At 53.7% G+C, this 25154-nt stretch carries 25 protein-coding genes and 1 tRNA gene; 10 read left to right on the forward strand and 16 right to left on the reverse strand.

The window, feature by feature from the left end:
* Nucleotides 1-33 precede the first annotated feature (33 nt).
* The 8 genes from A7E78_RS07310 to A7E78_RS07345 all read left to right on the forward strand — a co-directional run bounded on the left by A7E78_RS07310 (nucleotide 34) and on the right by A7E78_RS07345 (nucleotide 7020).
* Complete coding sequence (locus tag A7E78_RS07310) at nucleotides 34-891, forward strand: sulfide/dihydroorotate dehydrogenase-like FAD/NAD-binding protein (protein WP_072283611.1); 858 nt, start codon at nucleotides 34-36, stop codon at nucleotides 889-891.
* A 7-nt stretch (nucleotides 892-898) separates the two neighbouring features.
* Nucleotides 899-2311 carry an NADPH-dependent glutamate synthase gene (gltA, locus tag A7E78_RS07315; RefSeq protein WP_072283612.1) on the forward strand — a complete coding sequence of 471 codons (1413 nt, stop codon included), beginning with the start codon at nucleotides 899-901 and terminating at the stop codon, nucleotides 2309-2311.
* A 107-nt stretch (nucleotides 2312-2418) separates the two neighbouring features.
* Complete coding sequence (locus tag A7E78_RS07320; RefSeq protein WP_072283613.1) at nucleotides 2419-3741, forward strand: sigma-54 interaction domain-containing protein; 1323 nt, start codon at nucleotides 2419-2421, stop codon at nucleotides 3739-3741.
* A 299-nt stretch (nucleotides 3742-4040) separates the two neighbouring features.
* Nucleotides 4041-4424 carry a NifB/NifX family molybdenum-iron cluster-binding protein gene (locus tag A7E78_RS15745; protein ID WP_418361394.1) on the forward strand — a complete coding sequence of 128 codons (384 nt, stop codon included), beginning with the start codon at nucleotides 4041-4043 and terminating at the stop codon, nucleotides 4422-4424.
* Nucleotides 4421-4780 carry a NifB/NifX family molybdenum-iron cluster-binding protein gene (locus tag A7E78_RS07330; protein ID WP_072283615.1) on the forward strand — a complete coding sequence of 120 codons (360 nt, stop codon included), beginning with the start codon at nucleotides 4421-4423 and terminating at the stop codon, nucleotides 4778-4780. Before A7E78_RS15745 ends, A7E78_RS07330 begins: the two co-directional genes overlap by 4 nt.
* A gap of 68 nt (nucleotides 4781-4848) precedes the next feature.
* Nucleotides 4849-5736 carry an ATP-binding protein gene (locus A7E78_RS07335; protein WP_072283616.1) on the forward strand — a complete coding sequence of 296 codons (888 nt, stop codon included), beginning with the start codon at nucleotides 4849-4851 and terminating at the stop codon, nucleotides 5734-5736.
* Nucleotides 5733-6629, forward strand: a complete 897-nt coding sequence (locus A7E78_RS07340; RefSeq protein ID WP_072283617.1) for an ATP-binding protein — start codon at nucleotides 5733-5735, stop codon at nucleotides 6627-6629. The genes A7E78_RS07335 and A7E78_RS07340 overlap by 4 nt, the downstream gene beginning before the upstream one ends.
* Before the next feature lie 52 nt (nucleotides 6630-6681).
* On the forward strand, nucleotides 6682-7020 hold the full coding sequence (locus A7E78_RS07345) for a NifB/NifX family molybdenum-iron cluster-binding protein (protein ID WP_072283618.1): 339 nt from the start codon (nucleotides 6682-6684) through the stop codon (nucleotides 7018-7020).
* A 124-nt stretch (nucleotides 7021-7144) separates the two neighbouring features.
* Here the strand turns inward: A7E78_RS07345 and A7E78_RS07350 are convergent, their stop codons facing one another.
* A complete protein-coding gene (locus tag A7E78_RS07350) occupies nucleotides 7145-7417 on the reverse strand; it encodes a hypothetical protein (RefSeq protein WP_072283619.1) in 273 nt (90 codons plus the stop codon).
* Nucleotides 7418-7582: 165 nt separating this feature from the next.
* Here A7E78_RS07350 and A7E78_RS07355 point away from each other — a divergent pair, with 165 nt between their 5' ends.
* A complete protein-coding gene (locus tag A7E78_RS07355; RefSeq protein WP_145924863.1) occupies nucleotides 7583-8419 on the forward strand; it encodes a DUF547 domain-containing protein in 837 nt (278 codons plus the stop codon).
* 258 nt (nucleotides 8420-8677) lie between these two features.
* Nucleotides 8678-9397 carry a C40 family peptidase gene (locus A7E78_RS07360; protein ID WP_072283620.1) on the forward strand — a complete coding sequence of 240 codons (720 nt, stop codon included), beginning with the start codon at nucleotides 8678-8680 and terminating at the stop codon, nucleotides 9395-9397.
* Between the two features lie 241 nt (nucleotides 9398-9638).
* On the opposite strand, the gene A7E78_RS14815 is transcribed toward A7E78_RS07360, so the two are convergent.
* From A7E78_RS14815 to A7E78_RS07440, 15 genes are all read right to left on the reverse strand, one after another.
* A protein-coding gene (locus A7E78_RS14815) for an IS3 family transposase (protein ID WP_418361387.1) occupies nucleotides 9639-10873 on the reverse strand; the annotation gives its coding sequence in 2 pieces (ribosomal slippage) (nucleotides 9639-10502 and nucleotides 10505-10873; 1233 coding nt in all).
* An 89-nt stretch (nucleotides 10874-10962) separates the two neighbouring features.
* Nucleotides 10963-11039: transfer RNA gene (locus tag A7E78_RS07375), tRNA-Met, on the reverse strand.
* 58 nt (nucleotides 11040-11097) lie between these two features.
* Complete coding sequence (locus A7E78_RS07380) at nucleotides 11098-11838, reverse strand: SPOR domain-containing protein (protein ID WP_072283621.1); 741 nt, start codon at nucleotides 11836-11838, stop codon at nucleotides 11098-11100.
* Nucleotides 11839-11853: 15 nt separating this feature from the next.
* Nucleotides 11854-13518, reverse strand: a complete 1665-nt coding sequence (argS, locus tag A7E78_RS07385; RefSeq protein WP_072283622.1) for an arginine--tRNA ligase — start codon at nucleotides 13516-13518, stop codon at nucleotides 11854-11856.
* Between the two features lie 193 nt (nucleotides 13519-13711).
* Nucleotides 13712-14041: an FtsB family cell division protein gene (locus A7E78_RS07390; RefSeq protein WP_158516085.1), complete on the reverse strand. Its 330-nt coding sequence runs from the start codon at nucleotides 14039-14041 to the stop codon at nucleotides 13712-13714.
* 101 nt (nucleotides 14042-14142) lie between these two features.
* Nucleotides 14143-14451, reverse strand: a complete 309-nt coding sequence (locus A7E78_RS07395; RefSeq protein WP_072283624.1) for a ComEA family DNA-binding protein — start codon at nucleotides 14449-14451, stop codon at nucleotides 14143-14145.
* A 237-nt stretch (nucleotides 14452-14688) separates the two neighbouring features.
* On the reverse strand, nucleotides 14689-16761 hold the full coding sequence (locus tag A7E78_RS07400; RefSeq protein ID WP_235606826.1) for an LPS-assembly protein LptD: 2073 nt from the start codon (nucleotides 16759-16761) through the stop codon (nucleotides 14689-14691).
* Nucleotides 16762-16766: 5 nt separating this feature from the next.
* Complete coding sequence (locus tag A7E78_RS07405) at nucleotides 16767-18032, reverse strand: bifunctional folylpolyglutamate synthase/dihydrofolate synthase (protein ID WP_072283626.1); 1266 nt, start codon at nucleotides 18030-18032, stop codon at nucleotides 16767-16769.
* A 4-nt stretch (nucleotides 18033-18036) separates the two neighbouring features.
* Nucleotides 18037-18885 (reverse strand): acetyl-CoA carboxylase, carboxyltransferase subunit beta, encoded by an 849-nt coding sequence (gene accD / locus A7E78_RS07410; RefSeq protein WP_072283627.1) that lies wholly within the window; start codon nucleotides 18883-18885, stop codon nucleotides 18037-18039.
* 35 nt (nucleotides 18886-18920) lie between these two features.
* Nucleotides 18921-19715, reverse strand: a complete 795-nt coding sequence (gene trpA, locus A7E78_RS07415; RefSeq protein WP_072283628.1) for a tryptophan synthase subunit alpha — start codon at nucleotides 19713-19715, stop codon at nucleotides 18921-18923.
* A 218-nt stretch (nucleotides 19716-19933) separates the two neighbouring features.
* Nucleotides 19934-20614: a uracil-DNA glycosylase gene (locus A7E78_RS07420; protein WP_072285081.1), complete on the reverse strand. Its 681-nt coding sequence runs from the start codon at nucleotides 20612-20614 to the stop codon at nucleotides 19934-19936.
* A 19-nt stretch (nucleotides 20615-20633) separates the two neighbouring features.
* Nucleotides 20634-21920, reverse strand: a complete 1287-nt coding sequence (locus A7E78_RS07425) for a DEAD/DEAH box helicase (protein WP_072283629.1) — start codon at nucleotides 21918-21920, stop codon at nucleotides 20634-20636.
* A 12-nt stretch (nucleotides 21921-21932) separates the two neighbouring features.
* On the reverse strand, nucleotides 21933-23129 hold the full coding sequence (gene trpB / locus A7E78_RS07430) for a tryptophan synthase subunit beta (RefSeq protein WP_072283630.1): 1197 nt from the start codon (nucleotides 23127-23129) through the stop codon (nucleotides 21933-21935).
* Between the two features lie 3 nt (nucleotides 23130-23132).
* Nucleotides 23133-23783: a phosphoribosylanthranilate isomerase gene (locus A7E78_RS07435; RefSeq protein ID WP_235606713.1), complete on the reverse strand. Its 651-nt coding sequence runs from the start codon at nucleotides 23781-23783 to the stop codon at nucleotides 23133-23135.
* A complete protein-coding gene (locus A7E78_RS07440) occupies nucleotides 23783-25135 on the reverse strand; it encodes a TrpB-like pyridoxal phosphate-dependent enzyme (RefSeq protein WP_072283631.1) in 1353 nt (450 codons plus the stop codon). The genes A7E78_RS07435 and A7E78_RS07440 overlap by 1 nt, the downstream gene beginning before the upstream one ends.
* Between the last annotated feature and the right edge of the window lie 19 nt (nucleotides 25136-25154).

Raw genomic sequence — 25154 nt, forward strand, 5'->3', positions numbered from 1 at the left:
GGTTCAGATCCTGATGATACTGGGAGTGTTTACATGTTCGAAGTTCTGCAAAACGATACGCTGGCACCGAACGTTCACCGACTGGTGATTCGTGCACCGCGTATTGCCAAAGCTCGTAAATCCGGGCAATTTGTTATTATTCATCCGGAAAAGGGTGGTGAACGGATTCCGCTGACCATTGCCGATGCTGATCCGCAAGCCGGCACGATTACTCTGTTTGTCCAGGCAGTTGGCCCCTCGACCTTGAAGATCGTCGGCACACCTGTTGGCGACAGTTTGCAGGACATCGCCGGGCCACTGGGAAAAGAGACCGAAATCGAAAGATGGGGTAAAGTGGCCTGTGTCGGCGGCGGTGTCGGCACGGCGGTCCTCTACCCTCTGGCCAAAGCCCTCGCTGATGCCGGCAACGAAGTGACCACCATCATCGGCGGTCGGGCCAAACCGTTTATTATCTTGGCCGATGCACTTGCCGAATTTTCCCGCGAAGTACTGATTACCACCGAAGACGGCAGCCTCGGGAAGCAGGGGTTTGTGACCAATGCCCTGCAAGAACTCATTGATGACCCCGAGCTCTGTCCTCAGGCTATTTTTGCCGTGGGCCCGGTTCCAATGATGAGGGCGGTATGTGAATTGACCCGTCCCTACGGCATCAAAACCATCGTTAGTCTCAACCCGATCATGATCGACGGCACCGGCATGTGCGGCGGTTGCCGGGTCAAGATTGACAATGAGACCAAATTCGCCTGTGTCGACGGTCCCGAATTCGACGGACACCAGGTTGATTTTGCACTGCTTATGGACCGTTTGACCATGTACCGGGAGCAGGAAGCCAAATTAGTCGGTGAACTGCCACCGGAACTTCAGAAAAAAATCATCAAGGTAAAGAAATAGCTTTCCGATGAAAAAAAATCTAAGTCATAAAGAGATCATGGCCATCAAGCGGGTTAAAATGCCCGAGCAAGATGCGCAGGACCGCAGCCGCAACTTCAAAGAAGTTAACCTGGGTCTGAACAAGGAACAGGCGATCCGCGAAGCGCAACGCTGTCTTCAGTGCAAAAGTCAACCCTGCGTTGACGGTTGCCCGGTACGCGTGCGTATTCCGGAATTTATCGAGGCTGTAGCCGAGGGCGATTTACCCGAAGCGGCGCGGATTCTGTTAGCCGACAATACCTTGCCTGCAGTTTGTGGTCGTGTCTGTCCCCAGGAAGACCAGTGTGAAGTCCTCTGCGTGCGCGGTGCTAAAAGCGGGCCGGTAGCCATCGGCTATCTTGAGAGATTTGTCGCCGACTGGGCCATGGAACATCCCGAGGAACTGACTGGTGGAAAGCCCCCCCAGCCGAGCGGAAAAAGCGTTGCGGTGGTCGGCTCCGGTCCCGCCGGTCTGACCATGGCCGGCGAACTCGCAGGCATGGGCCATAGCGTTACCATCTTTGAAGCGCTGCACGACACTGGTGGCGTACTACGCTACGGCATCCCCGAATTCCGCCTGCCGAAACGAATCGTTGACCTCGAAGTAACTCGCCTGCAGAACTTGGGCGTGAGCATTGAATGCAACGTCATCGTCGGCAAGACCGTTACTCTGGAGGAACTGAGCGAAGAGTTCGATGCGGTCTTTATCGGCAACGGGGCTGGTCTGCCGGTAATGCTGGACCTGGATGGAGAAAACCTCAAGGGGGTCTATTCGGCCAACGAATATCTGACCCGCGTCAACCTGATGGGAGCCTGGCGCAACGACGTCCCCACGCCAATCATTCATGGCCGCCAGGTCGCGGTTATCGGTGGCGGCAACACCGCCATGGATGCCGTACGTACCGCCCGCCGTCTCGGTGCCGAGCGTGCCATCATTCTCTACCGCCGCAGCGAAGCGGAAATGCCGGCCCGCATCGAGGAGATTAAACACGCCAAGGAAGAAGGCATTGAATTCATTTTGCTTGCCGCTCCTTTGGAAATCCTTGGTGATGAGCAGGGTTGGGTGACCGGCCTGCGTTGCCAAAAGATGGAACTAGGCGAACCCGATGCCTCCGGCCGGCGACGCCCTGTACCCATTCCAGGAACGACCTTTGAGCTTGAGGTCGATGTTGTGGTCAACGCCATCGGTACCCGTGCCAACCCTCTGCTGACCGCCACGGCACCGAACCTGAAATTGTCCCCCAAGGGCAATATTGAAACGGATAATACCGGGGCGACCAATTTGCCCGGAGTTTTTGCCGGCGGCGATATCGTTCGTGGCGGCGCTACGGTTATCCTGGCCATGGGCGACGGGAAAAATGCTGCTGCCGCTATCGATGCCTATCTTAAAAAAAACGACTGATACCCGTCTTGACTGTTATACCAGCAGCCCACACGATGATCGTGTGGGCTGTTTTTGTTTGAGCCTGGCATCTGGACCGTTCGGTTAAAAAAGAGTATGCTGAGTCCATGAACAGCACTCCCCATCAAACCCTGGAACATTTAACCACCATTCTCGACAGTGTTGCTGACGGTGTTTTTACCGTCGACAGTTCGATGCACATCACCTGGTTTAACCGGTCGGCAGAGCAAATCACCGGCTTTACCCAACAGGAAGCCCTGGGCCGGCCCTGCTGTGAAATTTTTCGAAGCAGCATCTGTTTCTCCGCCTGCCCGGTTCGCGAAGCTATGGCCAGCGGCCACAGTGTGGAAAATCGCGAAATTGACATTCTCAATCGGGATAACCGGGAAATCCCCATCTCCGTCAGTGCCTCGGTCCTGCTGGATGCCGATGGCCAGCCAACCGGAGGCGTGGAAACCTTTCGCGACCTGTCCCGACTACGCGCCCTGCAACAAGAAGTCAGCGACAAGTATACCTTTCACGACCTGGTCAGCCGTAATCCAGCCATGCGTAAACTCTTCGACATTCTGCCCGACGTGGCCGCCAGCGATGTCACCACCCTGCTACAAGGGGATAGCGGTACAGGCAAAGAGCTCTTTGCCCGCGCCTTGCACGATCTCAGCCCCCGAGGGAACAAGCCCTTGATTACCGTCAACTGCGGAGCCCTGCCGGAACAGCTACTCGAAGCGGAAATTTTTGGTGCCCGTAAAGGAGCTTATACCGGCTCGGTTGAGGACCGCCCCGGCCGTCTTGCCCAAGCCGAAGGCGGCACTTTGTTTCTCGATGAAATCGGCGACCTTCCCTTATCGCTGCAAGTGAAGTTGTTGCGTGTTTTGGAGAATCGTGAATATCAGCCTCTGGGGGCCAAAGGGGCACGGCGAGCCGATGTACGGTTTATCGCTGCAACCCATCGCCACCTGGACAAAATGGTTACAGCCGGAACCTTTCGCCAGGACCTGTTCTTCCGCCTCAACGTTGTGCAACTAACCATTCCAGCCCTGAGAGACCGGCCCGAAGATATCCCCTTGCTCCTGGACATGGCTCTTGACCGTTTTAATATGCAGTACGGAAAAAATATTCGCGGATTTGAGCCGGAAGTTCTTAACTTGCTCCTTGATCATCCTTATCCAGGGAATGTAAGAGAATTATTGAATATCATTGAAAGAGCTGCCATTCTCTGTCGTTCCGAGCAGATTACCTTGGACCTGCTCCCCACCAGCCTGACCCTTCATTCGACAGTCAATCATCGACCGACCAACAACCGCCCCGATAGCGATCAATTAAAGGGGATGCTGGCTCGACATGCCGGCAACCGCACGGCCCTGGCCAGGGAACTGGGTATTAATCGAACCACGCTCTGGCGTTGGCTAAAGGACTGCGATTTTCATTGACCCGCACCCCGTTGCACCGAGCAACACCGTTGCATAATTAATGCAACACACCCCGTCCAGCCTTTCCCTCCTATTCGTCCACTCTTCCTTAGCCAAAGCGTTGCAGATGCAACAGCCCCCCACTTCCCGCTAAAATTCACAATCCATAGAAACCATCCCAACCTACTGTTTTTAATATCTTTTTAAAGCCCTCTAAAAACAGCCAACCTGGCACAACTCTTGGAATACAAGAGATCATGTCAACAGACTCCAACCATACGTTACGGCGAATCGCCATTCCCCACTATGGTCAGCGGATCATGCCCCGTTTTGGTTTAGCACGGCAATTTTACCTGCTGACTGTCGATCACCACAAGGCCCCGATCGGACCTCCTGTTAACACCCGGTGGGACCCTCGCCAGGAACCTTCAGTAGCCCGTTGGCTTAAACAGATGAACGCGTCCGGTGTAATCTGCGACGGTATACATCCACGTTTTCAAACAGCCCTCAAAGCAGAAGGGTTGTGGGTGCTGAGCGGTGTCTGGGGAGAGATCAGCGATGTGATTGAGTGCTGGATCAAGGGTCAGTTAACAGCAGAAAACAATTCGGACAGCTTGAATTTGGCGACTTGTTGTCGCCCAAACCGCAACTACTGCCATGACCGCAATTGCACTAAAACCTCAACAAGGAGAAACCCAACATGAAAATTGCCATTACCGCTCAGGAACCGTCCTTGGACAGCCTCATCGATCCCCGCTTTGGTCGCGCTCCCTGGCTGATGATTTACGATCCGACCGATAATAGCTGGCATTCCATCGACAATAGCAAAGGTCTCAATGCGGCCCATGGTGCCGGAATTCAAGCCGCGCAAAAGGTTGTCGACCAACAGGTAACAGCCATCATCACCGGCGCTATTGGACCTAAAGCTTATCGCTCCCTTAAAGCTGCCAACGTGCAAATCTTCCATGGTGCCAAAGGCTCCGTTGCTCAAGCTCTGGAGGCCTACCAAACCGGAGACCTAGCCGAAGCTGACGAGGACGATGCCACCGGCGGTATTTAATTCCTTTTCGGCCTTACACCCGCCCGGTAATCGTCCGGGCTCGAATAAATACTAACTAGGATCGGATAATGAACCAACATGTTGCCATCGCTAGCGGCAAAGGAGGTACCGGCAAGACCACCATCGCCGCCAACCTCGCTTTTCTTTGGGCCCGCCTGGGCCGTCAGGTCCTGTACGTCGATTGCGATGTTGAGGCTCCCAACGGTCATATTTTCCTACATCCGAAAATAGAGCAACGTCTACCGGCAACCACAACGGTGCCACAAATCGCCAAAGATCTCTGCGGTCTCTGTGGCCGTTGCGGATCTTTTTGCCATTACAATGCCCTGCTCTGTTTGCCCGATCAGGTACTTACCTTTCCCGAGTTATGCCACGGCTGCGGCGGCTGTATCCGGCTCTGTCCCCACCAGGCCATCAGCGAAGTTCCCCGCGAAATAGGCCGTATTGAAATGGGTACCGCAGGGTCTGTCAATTTTGCCAGCGGCCTGCTTAACATCGGTGAGGCCATGAGTCCGCCGTTGATTCGATCCTTGAAAAATTCCCTGATTGAATCGGACCTGACAATTATTGATGCACCACCAGGCACCTCCTGTCCCGTTATCGAGAGTATTCGGCACTGCGACTATACCTTGCTGGTAACGGAACCGACTCCCTTTGGACTCAACGATCTGCAACTGGCCGTGGAGATGTTGCGGGCACTGGACCAACCCTTTGGCGTCGTCATTAACCGCGCCGGACTTGATGACCGGCCGCTGCTCGATTACTGCCTGAAGGAGCAACTACCCATCCTGGCGCAACTGCCGGACGATCGCCGCGTAGCCGAGGCCTATTCCCGGGGGGAACTCGTCTGTTCAGTGTTGACTGATTTCCAACAGCTTTTCGCGGCGCTTCTAGCTGCGGTAGACATGGTATTGCAACAGAAAAAGGCCAACCTAACGACGGGGAGGGCATCATGAAAGAGCTGGTAATCATCAGCGGGAAAGGCGGGACAGGAAAGACCTCCGTTGCCGCCTCCTTTGCAGCTCTGGCCGAAAATGCGGTGGTGGCCGATTGTGATGTGGACGCAGCCGACCTGCACTTGGTACTGGAACCGCAAGTTCTTGACCGCCATGATTTTTCCGGTGGATTCAACGCCACGGTGCGCACTGTCCAATGCAGCGGTTGCGGTACCTGCTTGCAGCTTTGCCGGTTTGGCGCTGTGAACCTGGATCGGGGCCGTGCTCAGATAGACCCCATCGCCTGCGAAGGCTGCGGAGTATGCAGCCATTTTTGCCCGGAAGAGGCCATCGATTTCTCCCCCTCCATTAACGGCCAGTGGTTTCTGTCCACGACTTGCCACGGCCCCATGGTCCATGCCCGACTCGGAATCGCTCAGGAAAACTCCGGCAAGCTGGTCTCTTTGATTCGAAAACAGGCAAAACAAATCGCCGCTAACGAAGACCGCAACCTGATCATTATCGACGGCTCTCCCGGTATCGGTTGCCCCGTCATCGCCTCCTTGACCGGCGCCGACCAGTTACTGGCGGTAACCGAACCGACCATGAGCGGCCGCCACGACCTGAAACGGGTAGCGGATCTCGCAGCGCACTTTGGCTCTCCCCTGGCGGTATGCATCAATAAATGGGATCTTAACCCGGACCTGACCCGGTTAATCGAAGACGACGCCCGGCAACGCAAACTGCCGGTGGTTGGTCGGATCCGTTATGACCGCGCAGTCACCGATGCCCAGATCCACCGTCGAACGGTAGTTGAACATACCCCAAGCGGAGCCGCCACAGATATTAAGAAGCTATGGCAGGCAATTTCGACCCTGCTGTCAGCACCGCAAACACCAAAGAACCACCCATAGTCCGCCCTTTAGTGTCGTTCGGGCCAACAAATCTCTTACACAGGAGCACCAAATGAAAATCGCCATTCCTCTTCATCAAGGATCGTTGAGCATGCATTTCGGCCATTGTGAGCATTTCGCTCTGATTGAAATTGATGAGCAGAAAAAAGCTGTTCTCGGCGAGAGCCTTCACGAACCGCCCCCCCATGAACCAGGCCTGCTGCCCCGCTGGCTTGGTGAATTAGGTGCCGACATGGTCATTGCCGGCGGCATGGGCCGCCGGGCACAGGAACTGTTCGCCAACAACAATATCGCCGTGCTGGTTGGAGCCCAAGGGATTTCCCCTCAGCAATTGGTATCAGACTATCTGACCGGCAACCTGCAAACCGGTGAAAACTGCTGTGACCATTAGACAAGGCCAGAAAAAATTTCACTGTACAAAAACAGCCGCCCTGCCGGAACTGGCAGGGCGGCTGTTTAACTGGGGGGTTGCGACACCATCTCTTGCCTATAGGAAGAGTCAAGCCGGCAACTGTTCAGGCGGCCTTTTCCCGACTGACCAATTCATTGCCGAAACGTTGTACCTCCTCGAGGAGATGCCGGGAAAGATGTCGATCATCTCCAGGACGAACCAGAAGAATGCTCTCGGCGTCACCGGTAAAAACATTCTCTCCAAAAAAGGAGAAGAACAACACCTTATAACCCGACCGGTACAGTGTATCGACCTTATGCCTGTCCATAAAACGATAGCACTGCACACCGCGGCTTTTTAGGTAAAGTTCCAATCGTCTGAATTCGCTGTCTTCCATATCTGGACTCGCTTTCTATGCAAGCTAGATATTTTTTTACGGTTACGCTTATACTTATATCGCAACTTTAATGGTGGGCAAGCTCACCCCCTATTGGCTTTAGTCCACCTGACAATTAACTATTCGAAACAATTAGCAAAACAGAAATACGGGCAGGAGGTAAAAATGTTGCTTTCTCGTTCGCTCCTCACCTCTCTCAGTTTCTTCACAATTTTCGCTTGTTGGTCGCCCAACCTTTCGGCCGCCCCTCGCGCTGAGCTGTGGAGCTACTGGCAAAACCACAATGCCACCAGCGGCCGCCGCATCGACCACACACGCTGGGGCCTCTTTTTAGGCCGCTACCTGGACACCATGCATCCCAGTGGTATTTATCGGCTGAAATATGCTGCAGTAACAGAACAGGACAAGGCTTTGCTTGGAGAGTACCTGACGGATCTTGCCACGGTGCAAGTTTCCCAACTCAATCGCCCCGAGCAACTCGCTTTTTGGGTCAATCTCTATAATGCCCTTACAGTGCAGGTGGTCCTTGATCATTTCCCCGTTTCCAGCATTCGTGCCATCGACATCTCTCCGGGGCTATTTCGGCGGGGTCCCTGGGACGCAAAGCTCATGCGAGTCGAAGGCCGGCATCTAAGCCTCAACGATATCGAGCATCGAATTCTGCGTCCGGTCTGGCAGGACTCCCGCCTTCATTATGTGCTCAATTGCGCCAGCCTTGGCTGCCCCAACTTGCCGCCACTACCTGTCAGTGCCAGCAACAGCGAACAACTTCTGGAGCAAAGCGCCCGACACTTTATCAATCATGCCCGAGGAGTAAGCTTTACTGCCGGTGGCTTAACCTTGTCCTCTATTTATGACTGGTATGAAGAAGATTTCGGAAATTCACGAGCAGACCTCATGAAACACCTCCAGAGCTATGCTCGTCCGAAACTTGCCAATAAGCTAAAAAATTATCGCGGGGGAATCGCTTACCGCTATGACTGGCAACTCAATGCACCCTAAAAAGCCCCTCTCAAGATCTTTTAGGCTTAGTGCTCTTTATGATACCCTGTTGGCCGTTGATTCACTTGCCTCCAAAAACCTGCCTTCCCCATTCCATAGGGATTGAGGCGGGGTGAGGCATATCATCAGATCCGTACTGGAGCGGCCATGAGAATCCGTCTTGCCCTGCAACAGCGATTTACCCAACTAGGCTTGCTCGCCTTAGGAATATTCTTGTTCGCAGGATGTAGCCACACTCCTGCAATCAGGCCTGCCCCAGTGGGCGATCCAATCGGCCAACTGCTTGAAAATCGACAACCTGAGTTTTCCCCCACCCAGGCACCGTCTTCCCTCAGCCGAATGGGTTATTCGGTCCAGGTCGGAGCCTTTGCCAACCTGGATAACGCCGTACGTTTTGAGCGGTTGCTTGACCAGCGGGGAATCGACGCCTTTTACTTTCGACATCAGTCGGGTCTATTCAAGGTCCGCTTTGGTAACCACGCCGACTATAAAAGCGCCCGAGGGCAGGCAGAGCAACTCTCCTCCCAAGGACTAATAGACAACTTTTTCATTGTCATCCCTGAGAGTTACAGCGTTTCCCGGACCCCCAAAAACAATCAGGACAAACTAAGGGATGAACTGGTCAAGACCGCACGGCGCTTCATCGGCATTCCCTACCGTTGGGGCGGGACCGACCAGGCCAAAGGTTTCGATTGCAGCGGTTTGACCATGGTCTGCTATCGCCTAAACGGCCTGAACCTGCCACGGGTATCCCGCAGCCAGTTCAAGGCCGGTCGATGGGTGGCCAAAAACAAGCTGGTCAGGGGCGACCTGGTTTTCTTTGCCACCAACGGCGGCAATCGCGTTTCTCATGTCGGCATGTATATCGGCAACGGTCGCTTCATCCATGCGCCACGCACGGGCAAAAAGGTTCGCATTGAAAAGCTCTCCAACCCCTTCTTCACCAAAACCTACATGGGAGGACGCTGTTATCTATGAAAACGCCGAAATTTCGCAATAGGGGCCTTTCATATGAAACAGTTTCAATCACTGCCAGGCATTTAGAGCGCATCTCCCTCTAGCACCTGGTGGAAATATGGGGCAAAGCAGGATTTACACACCGATGTGCCTTAAGCAATCCGAAATAAAAATGGGCGGAGGTATATGAGGCATGCCACGAAACGGTTGGAGAGAACGAACGAAACCATATGTCACGTCCTAAAATAGATTGACGGTTTTTTCAAGCCACCTCCCTTGCGGAGGTGGCTTTCTTATGTACTTCTTCTGGTGTTTTCATGTCTAAGCTGAGGTGTGGCCTCAGACGATTGTAGGTATCGACGGATTCCCGCACCAAACCCTTCAACTCACTCAAAGTCCGGCACTTGGTGATCAGAAACTCCTGCTTCAAAATACCATTTACCCTCTCGGCCAAAGCGTTCTGATAACAATCATAGCCATCTGTCATTGACGGCGTCATACCATGACGCTTTAGCTCTTGCTGGTAGATCGCTGAACAATATTGTAGACCTCGGTCTGAATGGTGTATTAACGCTCGGCTTGTCTGTCGTTGCTTAGCTGCCCGACGTAAAGCTTTTACGACCCTGTCAGCACGCATATTGTCACTGACTTCATAACCCATGATTTTGCGACTATAGGCATCTGTGACCAATGATAGATAGTGAACACCTTCATCCGTTTCAACGTAGGTAATATCGCTCACAAAGGCTTGTTCGGCACAACTGATCTCTTGACTGCCTAAACGATTCGGGTATTTCTTCATCCAATGTTTGCTGTGCGTCGTTTTTGTGTAGCGCTTGATCGGTGTCACCAGCAGTTGATGCGCTCTCAAATAGTCAAAAAAAGCGTCACGCCCCAACTTTATTCCCTGCTCAACAAACATGGGTTTCAACAAAAAATACAGTTTGCGAGTACCAAGCCGCGGCATAAACCGTCTGACCTCCATCACCATTGACTTGACGGGGGCCAACTCTATGCTGCGCTGCTCACTGCGTTTTTCTCTTTGATAAACGGCTTGCCGGGTGATGCCAAGGAGCTTACAAGCGCGGCTTAGACTCAGCCCTTTTTGTTTTTGAAGGCGTCTCGCTCCTTGGCAATATACTTTTTTCGCAGTCCCGTTCCGTGCTCTGCATCCAGGATATCCACCACTTCATTCAACAACAGATTGCGAAGACGTTCATCCTCAAGTTCGCGCTCGAGTCGCTTGATTTTCTGTACGGGAGTTTCTTTCGCTTTGGGAGATTTGGGCATGGTCATCCTCACAGGTTGGGTCCAATCCAGCCTTCCGTGTTTTCGCAACCATTTTAACACTGTCGAGCGGCCCTGGATGCCATAAATCTTCTGAGCCTGCTTGTAGGTCATGTCGCCTTTTTCTACGGCAGCAACCACCTGCAATTTAAAGCCCATGGTGTAATCACGTTGAGTACGTCTCTTCCGCTTACTTTCTGCTGTGTCCATAAATAAGCCTCCTAGCTGTAAACTTATTTCAGGACGGGACAATAAAAATAAAAAGGGACCTGCCTAAAGGCAAGTCCCTTGATGTTTTTTGGTAGCGGGGGCAGGATTTGAACCTGCGACCTTCGGGTTATGAGCCCGACGAGCTACCGAACTGCTCCACCCCGCGTCATTGGAAGAGGGGAATAATACCCTCTGCCGCACCGGTTGTCAACACTAAATACTGCTCAGCGCCGTTTTACTAATGGTGCGGATGCAATGCGATCGGCCTTGAGTGAACGAACGGCCTGGTCGGCATCCGACTTGTTGCCAAAAGGACCGGCATATACCCGGTACCAAGTTCCTTTAGCACCGAGATCCGCGGCCTCGACAAAAGCGGCATACCCCTTCTTTTTCATGCGGTCACGCAACCCTTCGGCACCTTGACGCTGCTTAACCGCAGCAACTTGGACAAGATAACTGCCACTGGCAACAGCCGCGGGCTTACTGACCACCGGCTTCGGAGCAACGGGGGCTACAGGAGCCTCTACTGGTTTAGGTTCGGGCTTTGGCGTCGCAACGGGCCTGACGCGTTCAACTGTTTCAACCGGCGGCTGACTGATCGAGTCCGGTGCAGGTTCAGTACTGGCGGGCTCTGGCGGAAAATTGATTCCGCTGCCGAGGCCGTTTTGCTTACCTTCTGCAAGCGTATCATGATAGGTCAGCGGTGGGCTTTGTAGCTCGTCTGATGTCTCCGGTGCAACAAGAGCTTCCTCCAACTTGGGCCCTGCAGCCTCATCGGGTATGGCGGCCAACGGTTTTTGCATCGGTAGATGTTCTTCGGCTACCACGCTCTGCTCACCGCTCTTCCCCACCATTACGCCAAGAAAAAAACAAATCAGACCGACAACTAACAGCGTGGACACCATGAAGAGTGTCTGCTTTTTCTCCATTCGCCGCTGTGAGCGGGACACTACCTGTTGAGCCATTCCAGAACCTCCTGTCTACATTCTTTCCGGTGCAGAAACCCCAAGGAGCAAGAGGGCGTTTTCGAGAACGATCCGTACCCCGTTGATGAGGTAAAGCCGGGCGCGGCTGGTTTCAATATCGTCAATAAGAACCCGCCCTTTGTTGTAATAAGAATGGAAGCGGGCCGCCAGGTCCTGCAGATAAAAAACCACACGGTGTGGCTCGAAGTGTTGTGCGGCAGCTTCAACAACCTCCCCATAACGGGAAAGCTGCTTGACCAGGGCAAGCTCATCTTCAAGGGTCAGCTTGCTGAAGTCAACCTCGCCAACAGCGGGCAAGGCTATCCCGGCATCACTGGCATTACGATTGATACTACAGACTCGCGCATGGGCATACTGGACATAGTATACCGGATTTTCGTTACTTTGTTTCTTGGCCAGTTCAAGATCAAAGTCGAGCTTGCTGTCGGAACGGCGGGACAAAAAGAAAAACCGGCAAGCATCCCTGCCAACTTCGTCAATTACCTCGCGTAGAGTGACAAATTTTCCGGCCCGGGTACTCATCGCCACCTGTTCGCCATCCCGCAAAAGGTTTACCAGTTGAACCAGAATACACTGCAGATCGTCGGTATTCCTTCCCAGGCCAGCCAGAACCGCCTTCATGCGCGGTATATAGCCGTGATGATCGGCACCCCAGACATCGATCACCAGATCGAAGCCACGCTCATACTTCTCCTTATGATAGGCAACATCTGAGGCAAAGTAAGTGGTCACACCATTGGAACGAATCAGGACACGGTCCTTATCATCGCCAAAATCGGTGGTTTTAAACCAGGTCGCGCCGTCTAATTCATAGGTCAATCCTCGCTCTTTGAGCAAGGCGATACCCTTCTCGACCTCACCCCGGTCATAAAGGCTTTGCTCGCTGTACCAGTTATCGAAGCGAACGCCAAAATCTTCCAGATCCGCGTCGATACCGTCACGAATTCTTCCACCGCCATAAGAACCAATCTGTTCTACGGCCTCTTCATCGGAGAGTTCCAGCAAAGCACGGCCCTTGCTCTCCAAGAATTCATTGGCGAGGTCACGGATGTAATCGCCCTGATAGCAATCATCCGGAAAATCGACAGTTTCGCCGAGCAGTTCCCGGTAACGCAACAAAAGGGAGCGCCCGAGGGTCTGCATCTGGTTGCCGGCATCGTTGAGATAATATTCACGTTGCACCTGATAGCCGGCCGCGGAAAGAACTGCTGCCACGGCGTCGCCCGTAGCGGCTCCCCGGCCATGACCGATATGCAGAGGGCCCGTAGGATTGGCACTGACAAATTCGACTTGAACCTTTTTCCCCTTGCCGAAATTGCTGCGCCCATACTCAGAACCACGACGAAACACTTCATCGAGGATACCAAACCAGTAACCGGGAGTGAGATGGAAGTTGATGAATCCGGGACCGGCAATTTCTACCCGCCCCCACTCCGCTGCGCTTTCTTCCAAAACGGCAACGAGTGCTTCGGCTACTTTGCGCGGGGCCATTTTTTCCGCTCGGGCCAAAACCATCGCAAGATTGGTGGAAAAATCTCCATGTTCGGCACGCGCCGGCACCTCTAGCGCAATCTCAGGAACATGGGAAGATTTAAGCGTGCCTCGCTCATAACAAATCTGTAGAGCGTTACATATATGTTGTTTCAAACGTTGATTCATGAAAACTTCTTTCTGTGCTCACAATATGTTTCTGAAGATACCCTTTGCCGGGTCGGCGATGGAGGCCAGAGCCTCAGGAAGATTAAGCAGTGTATGTTATCCTCAGGGTATTGCACCTGTCAAGAACCGCCGCAGAAAGAAACAAAAAAGCCCCGGCATTTACCGGGGCTAAGTGCTCTTTGATAAAAGAATTTTATTGGGGAACCGGCGATTCCGTATCGGCGCTCGCCTTATCGCTACCTTGAGCAAACTGGTAAACCAGCTCGTCCTCTTTAACCATGCCTAATTCTCGACGGGCAATGTCCTCAATATATTGCCGGTCCGATCGCAACGATTGAATTTCTTCCTTCAGTTGCCGAATAACCGCTTCCTGTTGTTGGACTTCTGCTTCCAGAGCCGCATGATGGCGGCTGGCCTGCAGGGTCCGCAAAATCCCTTTTTTGCCAAACAGGGCAAAACCAAGAATGATCAGAATCAGCACAATGGGTATCAGAGGCAACCGCCCCCCTGATTCTGTTTGCACATTTGTTTTCTCATCGGCCATCTGCAAAGCTCTCTATAAACCGCAACTCCAATCTGCGGGCATGGTAGCATCGCAAGACGGTAGCAGAAAAGCATAAACTGTTATTGCAGAACGATTCGATCACCGATTTTCTGCAACGTACTTTGACCAATGCCTTTAACCTTTAGCAAATCTTCCAAAGTGGCAAAAGGACCTTTGGCCGTGCGATAGTCAATAATCCGTTGGGCGGTAACCCGGCCGATACCAGGCAGAGTCTGCAGCTCTGTGACCGAAGCCGCATTAACATTAACCATAGCTGTAACCGACTGAACGGTTGTATCTTTTGCCGGGGCAGCATTCGCTTCTGGCATTGAGGAATTAACCAACAACAGACTAAGCAAGATCAGCAGACAACTGGACAACTTTTTCATGTGACCTCCGATGTTCATAAGTCAAAGGTTGACAGACACGCTAACCCGCAAGGAACAACCCTTCCAGCGTTAGCCGATTCAAACATTTGCCAAACCTAATTAACATGAAGGCCAATCAAGGTCAATATTTTTTTGAACCCTCTAATAATGTCCTAGCTTTTCATCTTTAGAAAGTTTCCGATTTCCAGCATAGCAAAAACAGCTCCTGCTTTCGGCCGACAAACCACTGAGGGGAGATCATAGAGGTTTACGGCGACTGCCGGGATGAGAGGTGAAATCAAGACCAGCCAAAGCGAAATTAATCGTCACTTCCTGGTCACCGTCACGATCTCGACAGGTCAGGTAGAGACTCCAACATTGAGCCCGGTACTCGAGATTGAGTACATTTTCAAGATTAGCCCCACCCTGTAATTCGCGACGATTTTCGAAGCTTAGATAGATCGGTTTGAGGAGGCTCAACTCCAGCTTGGTGGCAAGATATTCTTGGACGTCCCTGTTGTAACGGTAACGCAGTGAAAGGGCGTTGCCCTTTTGGTCTACAAGGCCGGTCTCAGCATGAAAAGTCAGAAAATTATCCGGGCCGCTGATATCGTAGCGCGTATCGATATCGAAATAATTCCAACGAGTCGGTCGCAGAATAAACTCAGCCCGCAGATCGGAGAAAGGACGCCCCTGCCCCTGGGGGGCCAGCGGATGCCGCATAGACTCCTCGACATCAAATTCCTGCGCCAAACGAAAATAGAGAAATTCGCGATAGTCAACCTCACCGGACGCCGCTTCACTACGGGCTATCAAACGGTTAATCAGTCCATAACTGATGGTGTTTCGTCCGTAAAGATAATCCTCGGCCTCAAATTGGGGCAGATCAGACTGATCCTGAAAAGGTCGGTACTGGTAAAGGACTTCAGGCTGCATGACATGCTGAATTTTATCCACTGACTTAACGTCGACAGCATAGGCTCGCGCCAGGCGGGAACTGAGCCGGGTTGAAAAATCGAACAGTCCGTGGCGTTCCTCGCCCTGAGTACTGGTGTAGAGCCGCTCACGATAACCGAGCTCGGAAGTCACATCGACAACCCCACCAAGGCGAAAAACACCGGTCAGGGCCGGACGCATGCTCAAGCGAGCCCCCTTGAGACCTTCCTCGCGCCACAGATGAACGGCACTCGTATCAAGATCGAAATAGAATGGGCTTCCCCAGAGGCGACGTTTAAGCAGTGCGAACTGGAGTTCCGGAAGGCGCTGCAGGGTTTCATCGTTACTCTGTTCAAGGTCTTTGGTGTACTTTACCTGACCGGTGAGGTTATTCTTACCCCAATGACGATTAGCGGCGACAACCGTTTCGACCTTGTCCTTGTTATACTCTTCTGCCGCCTCGCCAAAATCTGAAAAGAATTCACGATTGTCAACATATTCAACGTCGGCGGTCAACCGGACCCTGCCCGGCAGGGTGCCTCGATGAAGCCAATCAAAAGCAAAACTATCGTCGTGGCCGCTGAACCCGTTAACATGATAGCCCTTCAACGCCCCCCTGTTGTCATGACCGAAGATATAGCGGTACTCCAGACCCTTTCCCAAACCAAGGCGAGAGAGGTAATCGAGATAAAAGGTAGCATCCTGATTGCGGTCAATCACCTGATAATAGCTCATAAAGAGCTGCGAGCCACGTGAGTCGGAGTAACCAACGCTTGGAATCAACAGACCCGATTCCCGCTCTGTTTTGACCGGATAACCGATAATCGGCAAGTACAAAACAGGCACATCATAAATGTGAAATTTAACATTTTTGGCCCAGGCATAGCCTCCCATCGTAACATCCAGGTCACTGGCCGTGAATTTCCAGGAGGGAACCGGCCCATCACAACTGGTAAAGGTACCCTCTTCCACCCGGTAGCTGCGTTCACCTGTTTTGGCAATGGTAGTGCCGGAAATGTGAAATTTAGGGTCGTGAACCAGGATTCGCCCATTGGCGACCTGCCCCTGACCGCTGGCGAGATTAAGAAACATTTCGTCGCCGAACAATTCACCATCGGGACCGCTGAAATGGACATCGCCAAAAGCTTCGGCCTCGCTGGTCTCGTCCTTCCACCGCACCCGGTCGGCCTTTAACTCCTGTCCCCCCTGCCGGAGTACAACTTCGCGTTCCGCCAGATAGGTACCGGAAGCCTGATCAAAAACCAGTTCCTCCGCTTCAAGCTGCACCGGTTCCTGAGAACTATTCTTCTCGGGTTCGGCTCCGAAAGCCAATGGAACCGAACAGACCAGCATACAGACTGCAAGCGAAAGATACCGGAACATCTTAATTCGCATCACTTTTATGCCCCTTCCAGAGTCATTAAATACTCACGGGCGGCAGCCACCAGAAACAAGGAGCCTGCCACCATAACAATTTCCCCCTGCTGACGATCGGCAAGGGCCGCAGTCAAGGCGGACGCCAAATCGCCAAAACAACAAGCCTGCACTCCGGCCTCAACCGCTATCTGAGCTATGCTCTCTGCAGGAATTGCCTCCTCAACGGGAGGCACGGTGCAGTAAAGGCTATCGACCAATGGGAGCACAGGACTTAAAATATTGGCAATGTCCTTGGTTGCCTTGGCACCCACTACCCAGCGAATTCCAGCGACAGACAGGGATTCAAGATAGGCCGCCAATACCTTGGCCCCCCCTTCATTATGGGCGCCGTCGAGAAGTACCGTCCGTTCCTCTTGCCACCATTCGAGACGACCGGGCCAGCGCGCTGCGGCCACGCCATCCTGCAGGGAGATCGTCGGCAAATCCAATCCCTGGCGTTGCAAGAGTTCAGCCGTCGCCAGGGCCACGCCCAGATTATGATGCTGATGAACCCCGTGCAGGCCGCTTTTCAAACCAGTCAAGGAAAGCCCAATTCCCTGGTAATCAAAACCATTATCTACTGTCTTCACCGTAAAATCTCGGCCGTAACAAACCACCGGAGCTTGTAGTTCCTTAGCCCTTGAATTAATGACCTGTAGAGCGGCGGGTTGCTGCTGGCCGACCACGAGGGGAATTTTCGGCTTTATAATACCTGCTTTTTCGGCAGAGATTGACGTCAGGTCGGCACCGAGATGTTCACTGTGGTCCAAACAGATCGGGGTGATGACCGTTACCGCAGGTTGCACCGCGTTGGTTGCATCGAGTCGGCCGCCCATGCCGACCTCTAGAATTGCCACATCAACTTCTTGGTGCTTAAAGTGTAACAGCGCCATCGCGGTGGTAAATTCAAAAAAGGTAACCGGAATGCCATCGCAGACAGCCCGAACCGATTCGATCAAGGCGACCGCCTCTGTTTCGCTGATCGCCTGCCCGTCGATTCGAATACGCTCGGTGAAGGAATGTAGATGGGGGGAACTGTACAGACCGGTTCGTCGGCCGGCCTGAATCAGAATGGAAGAGAGCCCGGCGCAAACCGAACCTTTACCGTTGCTACCCGCTACATGGACGATAGGGTAAGCCCGGTCGGGATGATGCAACCGGCCCAGAATATGGAGAATATTATCCAGGCCTAGCTTGATACCAAACTTCTGGAGGCCGTAGAGATAGTCGAGGCTCTCCCGGTAGTCCATAACTTTAGTTCTTGGTGAAGATGCGCAGAATTTGGGCAAGGCGCTGCTTCATCTCCGGTCGGCGTACGATCATGTCGACCATGCCGTGCTCAAGCAGATATTCGGAACGCTGGAAGCCGTCCGGCAGCTTCTGGCGAATCGTCTGTTCAATAACCCGTGGACCGGCAAAGCCGATTAAAGCCCTAGGTTCGGCCATGTTGATATCGCCAAGCATGGCAAAACTGGCCGTAACCCCGCCGGTAGTCGGATCGGTCAATACCGAAACAAAGGGTAAGCCCGCCTCTTTAAGCCGGGAAAGAGCGGCACTGGTCTTAGCCATCTGCATCAGAGACAGGATACTCTCTTGCATGCGGGCACCACCGGAAGAGGAAAAAATGATACAGGGGCAACGCTCTGCCAAAGCCTTCTCAATAGCCCGGGTGATCTTTTCTCCTACCACCGACCCCATGCTGCCGCCCAGAAAGGCAAAGTCAAAGACCGCCACCACCACGGGCAACTCCTCAATAGTACCGGTTCCGGAGACCAATGCCGAAGAGCTGCCACATTTTTTGGTTGAGGCCTTAAGACGATCCTTATAGCGTTTACTGTCCTTAAACTCGAGAAAGTCAACGGATTTCATCCCCGTATCCATCTCAGAAAAGGAACCTTCATCGAGAATCAGGGCAATACGTTCACGAGCCGAAATACGAAAATGATAATCGCATTTGGGACAGACATTGAGGTTGCGCTCAATTTCTTTGGCGTAGATGATTTCCTGACAATTAGGGCATTTTTTCCATACCCCTTCAGGCATTGTGCGTTTTTTGGTTTCAATCGGCACTATCGGTGCCTTGGATTTTCTAAACCAAGCCATCTCTTTTCCTTATATAAAGCAGACTTCCAGCAACGCTACCGCAAGCCATCTTTCAGCGAGCGAACAAAGGCCCCAACCTTGGCTGGCAATTCAGGCGATTTACCATAAGCTTCTACCACCTTAACCAGGGCACTGCCAACCACAACTGCATCCGCAAAACGAGCGACCGCCTCAGCATCCGCCGGTGAGGATATGCCAAAACCAACCGCCACGGGCACTGGGCTGATTTGTTGCAAATCGGTGACCTGCTGCTCAATGGCGCTGGCATCGACCTGACTGGCACCGGTTACTCCAGTCATGGAAACAAAATAGACAAAACCACCGGCCTCGGTCACCAGCCGTTTCATGCGCTGGGGAGGAGTGGTCGGAGCCAGCAACTGAATAAGGCAGATGCCGGCCTGCTGAAGATAGCTGCGAATCTCGCCAGTCTCCTCCGCCGGCAAGTCGACCAGCAGCAACCCGTCGACACCCGCCGCCGCCGCATCGGCGGCAAAGCGTTCGGGGCCATAGCTGAATAGAGGGTTGTAGTAGCCCATCAACACAATCGGAACGTTGGTATGTTCCCTGACCCGCGCCACCATATCAAGAATCTTGGGCAGCGTCGTTCCACTTTCCAGAGCCCTCTCGGAAGCTGCCTGAATGGTCGGGCCGTCGGCCATGGGATCGGAAAAGGGGAAACCGAGCTCGATCAGGTCTGCTCCGTTTTCCACCAGGGTATGAATCAACTCTTCGGTGGTAGCAAGATCGGGGTCGCCGGCAGTAATAAATGGAATCAATGCCGTTTCACCGCGCTGCTTCAGTTGTTCGAAGGTCGCTTGAATGCGTCCCATGTTCCTCCTTCAATTGCACAATTCCAGGAGCCTGTCGGACTTGACGGGCCAAAACGAAAAGTAGGCTGTTCGAGGCCAGATTTTCGATAATTTGAGCGCGAATAGCAGGGCTATTTGGCGATAATTGTCGAGAATATGGACCGATCAGGCGATTTTGCAGTCGGCTCATGGTAAGCCTGACAGTCTCCTTGCAAGTTTATGAAAGCTTGTTGTTCATTTCAACCGTTTTCTTGGCTGAGCAACTGCCGCACCACAGACAACAACTCGAGAAACATGGTCTTCGTCATGCGCCCGGTCTGTACATTGTAGCGGCTGGTATGGTAGCAGGCAACGATCTGCAAACCGTTGGGCAATCGATGTACCGCACCGTGAGCAAAGGGATAATCTTTTAACCGATCAATCTCACCAAGGTCGCGATAGAGACGCAGATAACTATCATAAGCACCACGCCCGAGCAACACCACCACCTTGAGCTGAGACAGACGCTGCTGCTCGGCGAGCAGATAAGGCCGACAGTTGGCGAACTCGGCGGCAATCGGTTTATTATCCGGCGGCAAGCATTTAACCGCATTACTGATATAAAGGTCGTACAACTGCAAACCGTCATCAGCATGACTGGCCTCGGCCTGGCTGGCAAATCCGGCCTGATGCAGTAACGGATACATGAAATCGCCAGCACCATCCCCGGTGAAAGGCCGCCCGGTGCGATTGGCACCATGGGCGCCGGGGGCCAAACCAACGAGGAAGACCCGCGCTGCAGGATCTCCGAAACCGGCTACCGGCCCGTTCCAATAATCTTTCACGGACAAACCACGACGCGGCTTGACGCTGGCCATATAGTCTACCAGGCGCGAACATTGTCGACAGGTGCTGAGCTTGTCCAGAGATGCAGTGGGCATAAATTCAACAAGACCCCGGTTACTTGGCTGAGGAACCGCCACCGGGCTTCGTCCCTCCCTTGCTGCGACCAGTTCGCCTACGGGGCGGCTTGCGCCCCTTTTCAGCGGGTCGCCGGCGGTCATCGGCCGGAACCTTTTTGCGGGGCACATAGCGTTTATAGTCGTGACAGAAGTCCTCATTCTCGGGGAATACCGCGGGAATGCTGAAACCGATATAACCTTCGATATCACTCAGGTAAAAAACCAGGTCTTCGTCGGCAAAACTGATAGCCAGGCCGCTGGCTCCGGCCCTGGCGGTACGACCGATACGATGGACGTAATCCTCGGGATCCTGGGGCAAGTCGTAATTAACCACATGCGTCACGCCATCGATATGGATTCCACGGGAGGCGACATCGGTACCGACCAGATAGTGCAGACGGTTGGCTTTGAAATCGTCCAGAATCCGCATGCGCTTCTTCTGCGGGATATCTCCGGAAATAACCTCGGCCTTGTAGCCGTTGACCTTGAGCCGTCCGGTGAGATGCTCGGCCTCCCGCTTGGTATTGACAAACAACAACATGCGGCAGGGATCTTCCATCTTTTTCATCAAGCCGAGCAGCAGAGCGAATTTCTCCCGCCGACCTACATGATAGAGTACCTGTTCCACCCTTTCGGCGGTCACCTGTTCGGGGGCAACGCTGACTTTTTCCGCCAGATCCATAAATTCGTAGGCCAATTCCATGACCCGATGGGAGAGAGTCGCGGAATAGAGCATGGTCTGGCGTTTTTCAAAGGGCGGCAATTTGCGCATGATATAACGCAGATCTTTAATAAAGCCCATGTCGAACATGCGGTCGGCCTCGTCAATGACCAAGGCTTCGATACGGTGAAAGCTGAACACGCCCTGCTTGGCGTAGTCGATCAACCGTCCCGGAGTGGCGATAATCACATCGACCCCATCCTGAAGAGCCTGGCGTTGTTTCTCGTAGTCGACGCCACCGAAAATAGGCTGCAACTTAAAAGGGCAGAAGGCGCCGAGTCCCTTGGCATCCTCCCAGATCTGCACCACCAACTCGCGGGTTGGTGCGATAATCAGAGCACGGGGATTGTTGCTGGTCTTGCTCTTGCTCTGCAAAAGGCGCGTAAAGAGCGCGATTAAAAAGGCGGCTGTTTTGCCGGTGCCCGTCTGGGCTTGGCCGGCAACATCCTTACCCGCCAAAGCCAGCGGGATGGACTCTTCTTGAACCGGGGTCAGATCGGTAAATCCGACCGCCTCGATACCCTTGAGCACCGGTTGCGGCAAATCCAGTTCGGTAAATTTCATTATAGGGTCCTGTCAGTTAAATTCCACACCCATGGCCTCAGCCACAGTATGAATATCCTTATCGCCGCGCCCGGACAGGCAGACCACTACCAGTTGGTCCTGGCGCAAGGTCGGAGCCAACTTCATCACCTGGGCTATTGCGTGGGCGCTCTCCAGAGCAGGGATGATCCCTTCAAGCTTGGTTAGCGTCTGAAAGGCTTCCAAAGCTTCGTCATCGGTCACCGACTGATATTCGGCGCGGCCAATGTCGTGGAGATGCGAATGTTCCGGACCGACCCCGGGATAGTCGAGGCCGGCGGAAATAGAGTGAGCATGTTCTATCTGACCCTGCTCGTCCTGCAGCAGATAGGTCTTGTTGCCGTGCAGAACGCCGACCCGGCCGGCACCGATGCTGGCGGCATGCTTGCCGCTATCGACTCCGAGTCCGGCAGCTTCGACACCGAGCAGTCGGACGCTCTCATCCCCTATAAACGGGTGAAATAATCCCATGGCATTGGAGCCGCCGCCGATACAAGCCACAGCGTAATCGGGCAGCCGGCCTTCGGCCTGCAGAATTTGACTGCGGGCTTCTCGGCCGATCACAGACTGAAAGTCCCGAACCATGGCCGGATATGGGTGCGGTCCGGCCACCGTACCGATAACGTAAAAAGTATCCCTTACCCGGGTCACCCAGTGACGGATAGCCTCGTTCATTGCATCCTTGAGGGTCGCCGTACCGCTGGTCACTCCCGTCACCTTGGCACCAAGCAGTTTCATACGAAACACATTGAGGCTCTGGCGACGAATATCCTCTGTGCCCATAAAGACTTCGCATTCCATGCCGAACAAAGCGGCCACGGTAGCTGTTGCCACCCCATGTTGACCGGCACCGGTCTCGGCGATCACCCGTTTTTTTCCCATTCGTCGTGCCAGCAAGGCCTGCCCAACGGTATTGTTGACCTTGTGGGCTCCGGTATGGTTAAGGTCTTCCCGCTTCAGATAGATCCTGGCACCGCCGAGATGATCACTTAATCGTCGCGCATAGTAAAGGGGGCTGGGTCGGCCGACGTATTGGCGAAGATAATACTCGAACTCCTCCTGAAACGTCGGATCGTTCTGGGCTTCTCGATAGGCCTGGTCGAGCTCTTCGAGGGACGGCATCAAGGTCTCAGCCACATAACGACCGCCGAAGGGACCGAAATGCCCGTTCGCATCCGGATATGGGTACATGAACTACTCCGTAAAATGTTTGGCGTTACGAATAAAGGCCGCCACCAGTTCGGGGTCCTTGCGACCGGGGGCGCTTTCCACGCCGCTCGAGACATCAATGGCATAGGGGCGTACCGTTTTTACCGCCTCAGCCACATTGGCGGGCGTGAGTCCGCCGGCCAGAATAATCGGCCTTTGCTGCGCCGCCTGTACGGCCAACTGCCAATTGAAACAATGGCCGGTACCCCCGTAGCTATCGGCTTGCCAGGCGTCGAGTAGCATACCGCTGACTTGGTAAGCTGCAATATCGTCCAAGCTCTGCTGGTCCCGAACGCGCAAGGCCTTGATCACTCGCCAGGGCGGCAACTGACATTGTTCCGGTGTTTCGTCACCATGCAACTGCAACACGTCGAGACCACAGAAGCGGGCGATGTCGGTAATTTCCCGAGCCGGGTGATTAACAAACAGGCCAACAGTAGTCACCAGCGGCGGCAAGGCAGCGACGATTCGGCGAGCCTGTTCAGCAGTGACGCAGCGGGCACTTTCAGGGTAAAAGACCAAACCCAGGGCATCGGCCCCACAACGGGCGGCATGCAGCCCGTCCTCGACCGAGGTAATGCCGCAGATCTTGACCCGTGGTGTGAGCGCTGGCACCATGCCCTCCGCACCGACCATCACTTCACCTGCGGCAATTTGGCCAGAGAGGCGGCAATGTTTTCTTCCGGATAGGCGTAATCCTCTAACTGCCCACCCAGGTAGGCTTCATAAGAGGACATGTCGAAATGGCCATGGCCAGAGAGGTTGAATAAAATAGTACGCTGCTGGCCTTCTTCCCGTGCCTTGACCGCTTCGTCGATGGCAGCTCGAATAGCGTGGGATGATTCGGGTGCCGGCACGATCCCTTCGGTACGGGCAAACATCACCGCGCCTTCAAAGCAAGCAGTCTGGGGTAGCGCCGCCGCCTCGATAATGCCTTCGTGGTGCAACTGACTGACCAGAGCGCTGGCACCATGATAACGCAGTCCTCCGGCATGAATGCCGGGCGGCACAAAGTCGTGGCCCAAGGTATACATTTTGGTGATCGGCGTCAGCTTGGCCGTATCGCCGAAATCAAAGGCATAACTCCCCTTGGTCAGGGTCGGACAGGAGTTCGGCTCGACTGCCAGCAGACGAATCTGTTTGCCATTGATTTTGTCCCTCACAAAGGGAAAGGTCAGCCCAGCCAGATTGCTGCCGCCACCGCAGCAACCGATGACCACATCGGGATAGTCCTCGACCAGCTTCAGCTGTTCGATGGCTTCCAGGCCAATGACCGTCTGATGCAGACAAACGTGATTCAAAACGCTGCCGAGAGCATAGTTGGTATCGCTGTGGCTGGCGGCATCCTCCACCGCCTCGCTGATGGCCATACCCAACGAGCCGGTGGTATCCGGGGCTTCGGCCAACATGCGCCGGCCGGCCTCGGTACGATTGCTCGGCGAAGGGATAACCTCAGCGCCCCACAGTTCCATCAGGTTCTTGCGATAAGGTTTCTGACCGTAACTGACCCGTACCATATAGACCGTCGTTTCCAGGCCGAAGTATGAATTGGCCAAAGAGAGCGAACAGCCCCACTGACCGGCGCCGGTTTCGGTAGCCAGACGTTTGATCCCCGCCATTTTGTTGTAATAAGCCTGGGGAATAGCGCTGTTGGGCTTATGAGAGCCGGCCGGAGATACCCCCTCGTATTTATAATAGATGCGCGCCGGCGTTTTTAAAGCCGCTTCGAGGCGGTGAGCACGATACAGAGGAGACGGTCGCCAGAGCTGATATATTTTCTGTACTTCTTCGGGGATCTCTATCCAGCGCTCGCGGCTGACTTCCTGTTCGATCAACGACATGGGGAAAATGGAGGTCAAGTCTTCCGGGCCGACCGGGGCCAGAGTGCCAGGATGAAGAATCGGCGCCGGAGAACTATCCAAGTCGGCAGCGACATTGTACCAATGTTTAGGGATCTGGTGGTCTTGCAACAAAATCTTGGTCTGCATTCGATTCTCCTGGTGAACG

The sequence above is a fragment of the Syntrophotalea acetylenivorans genome, from assembly GCF_001887775.1.
GTDB classification, from domain to species: domain Bacteria; phylum Desulfobacterota; class Desulfuromonadia; order Desulfuromonadales; family Syntrophotaleaceae; genus Syntrophotalea_A; species Syntrophotalea_A acetylenivorans.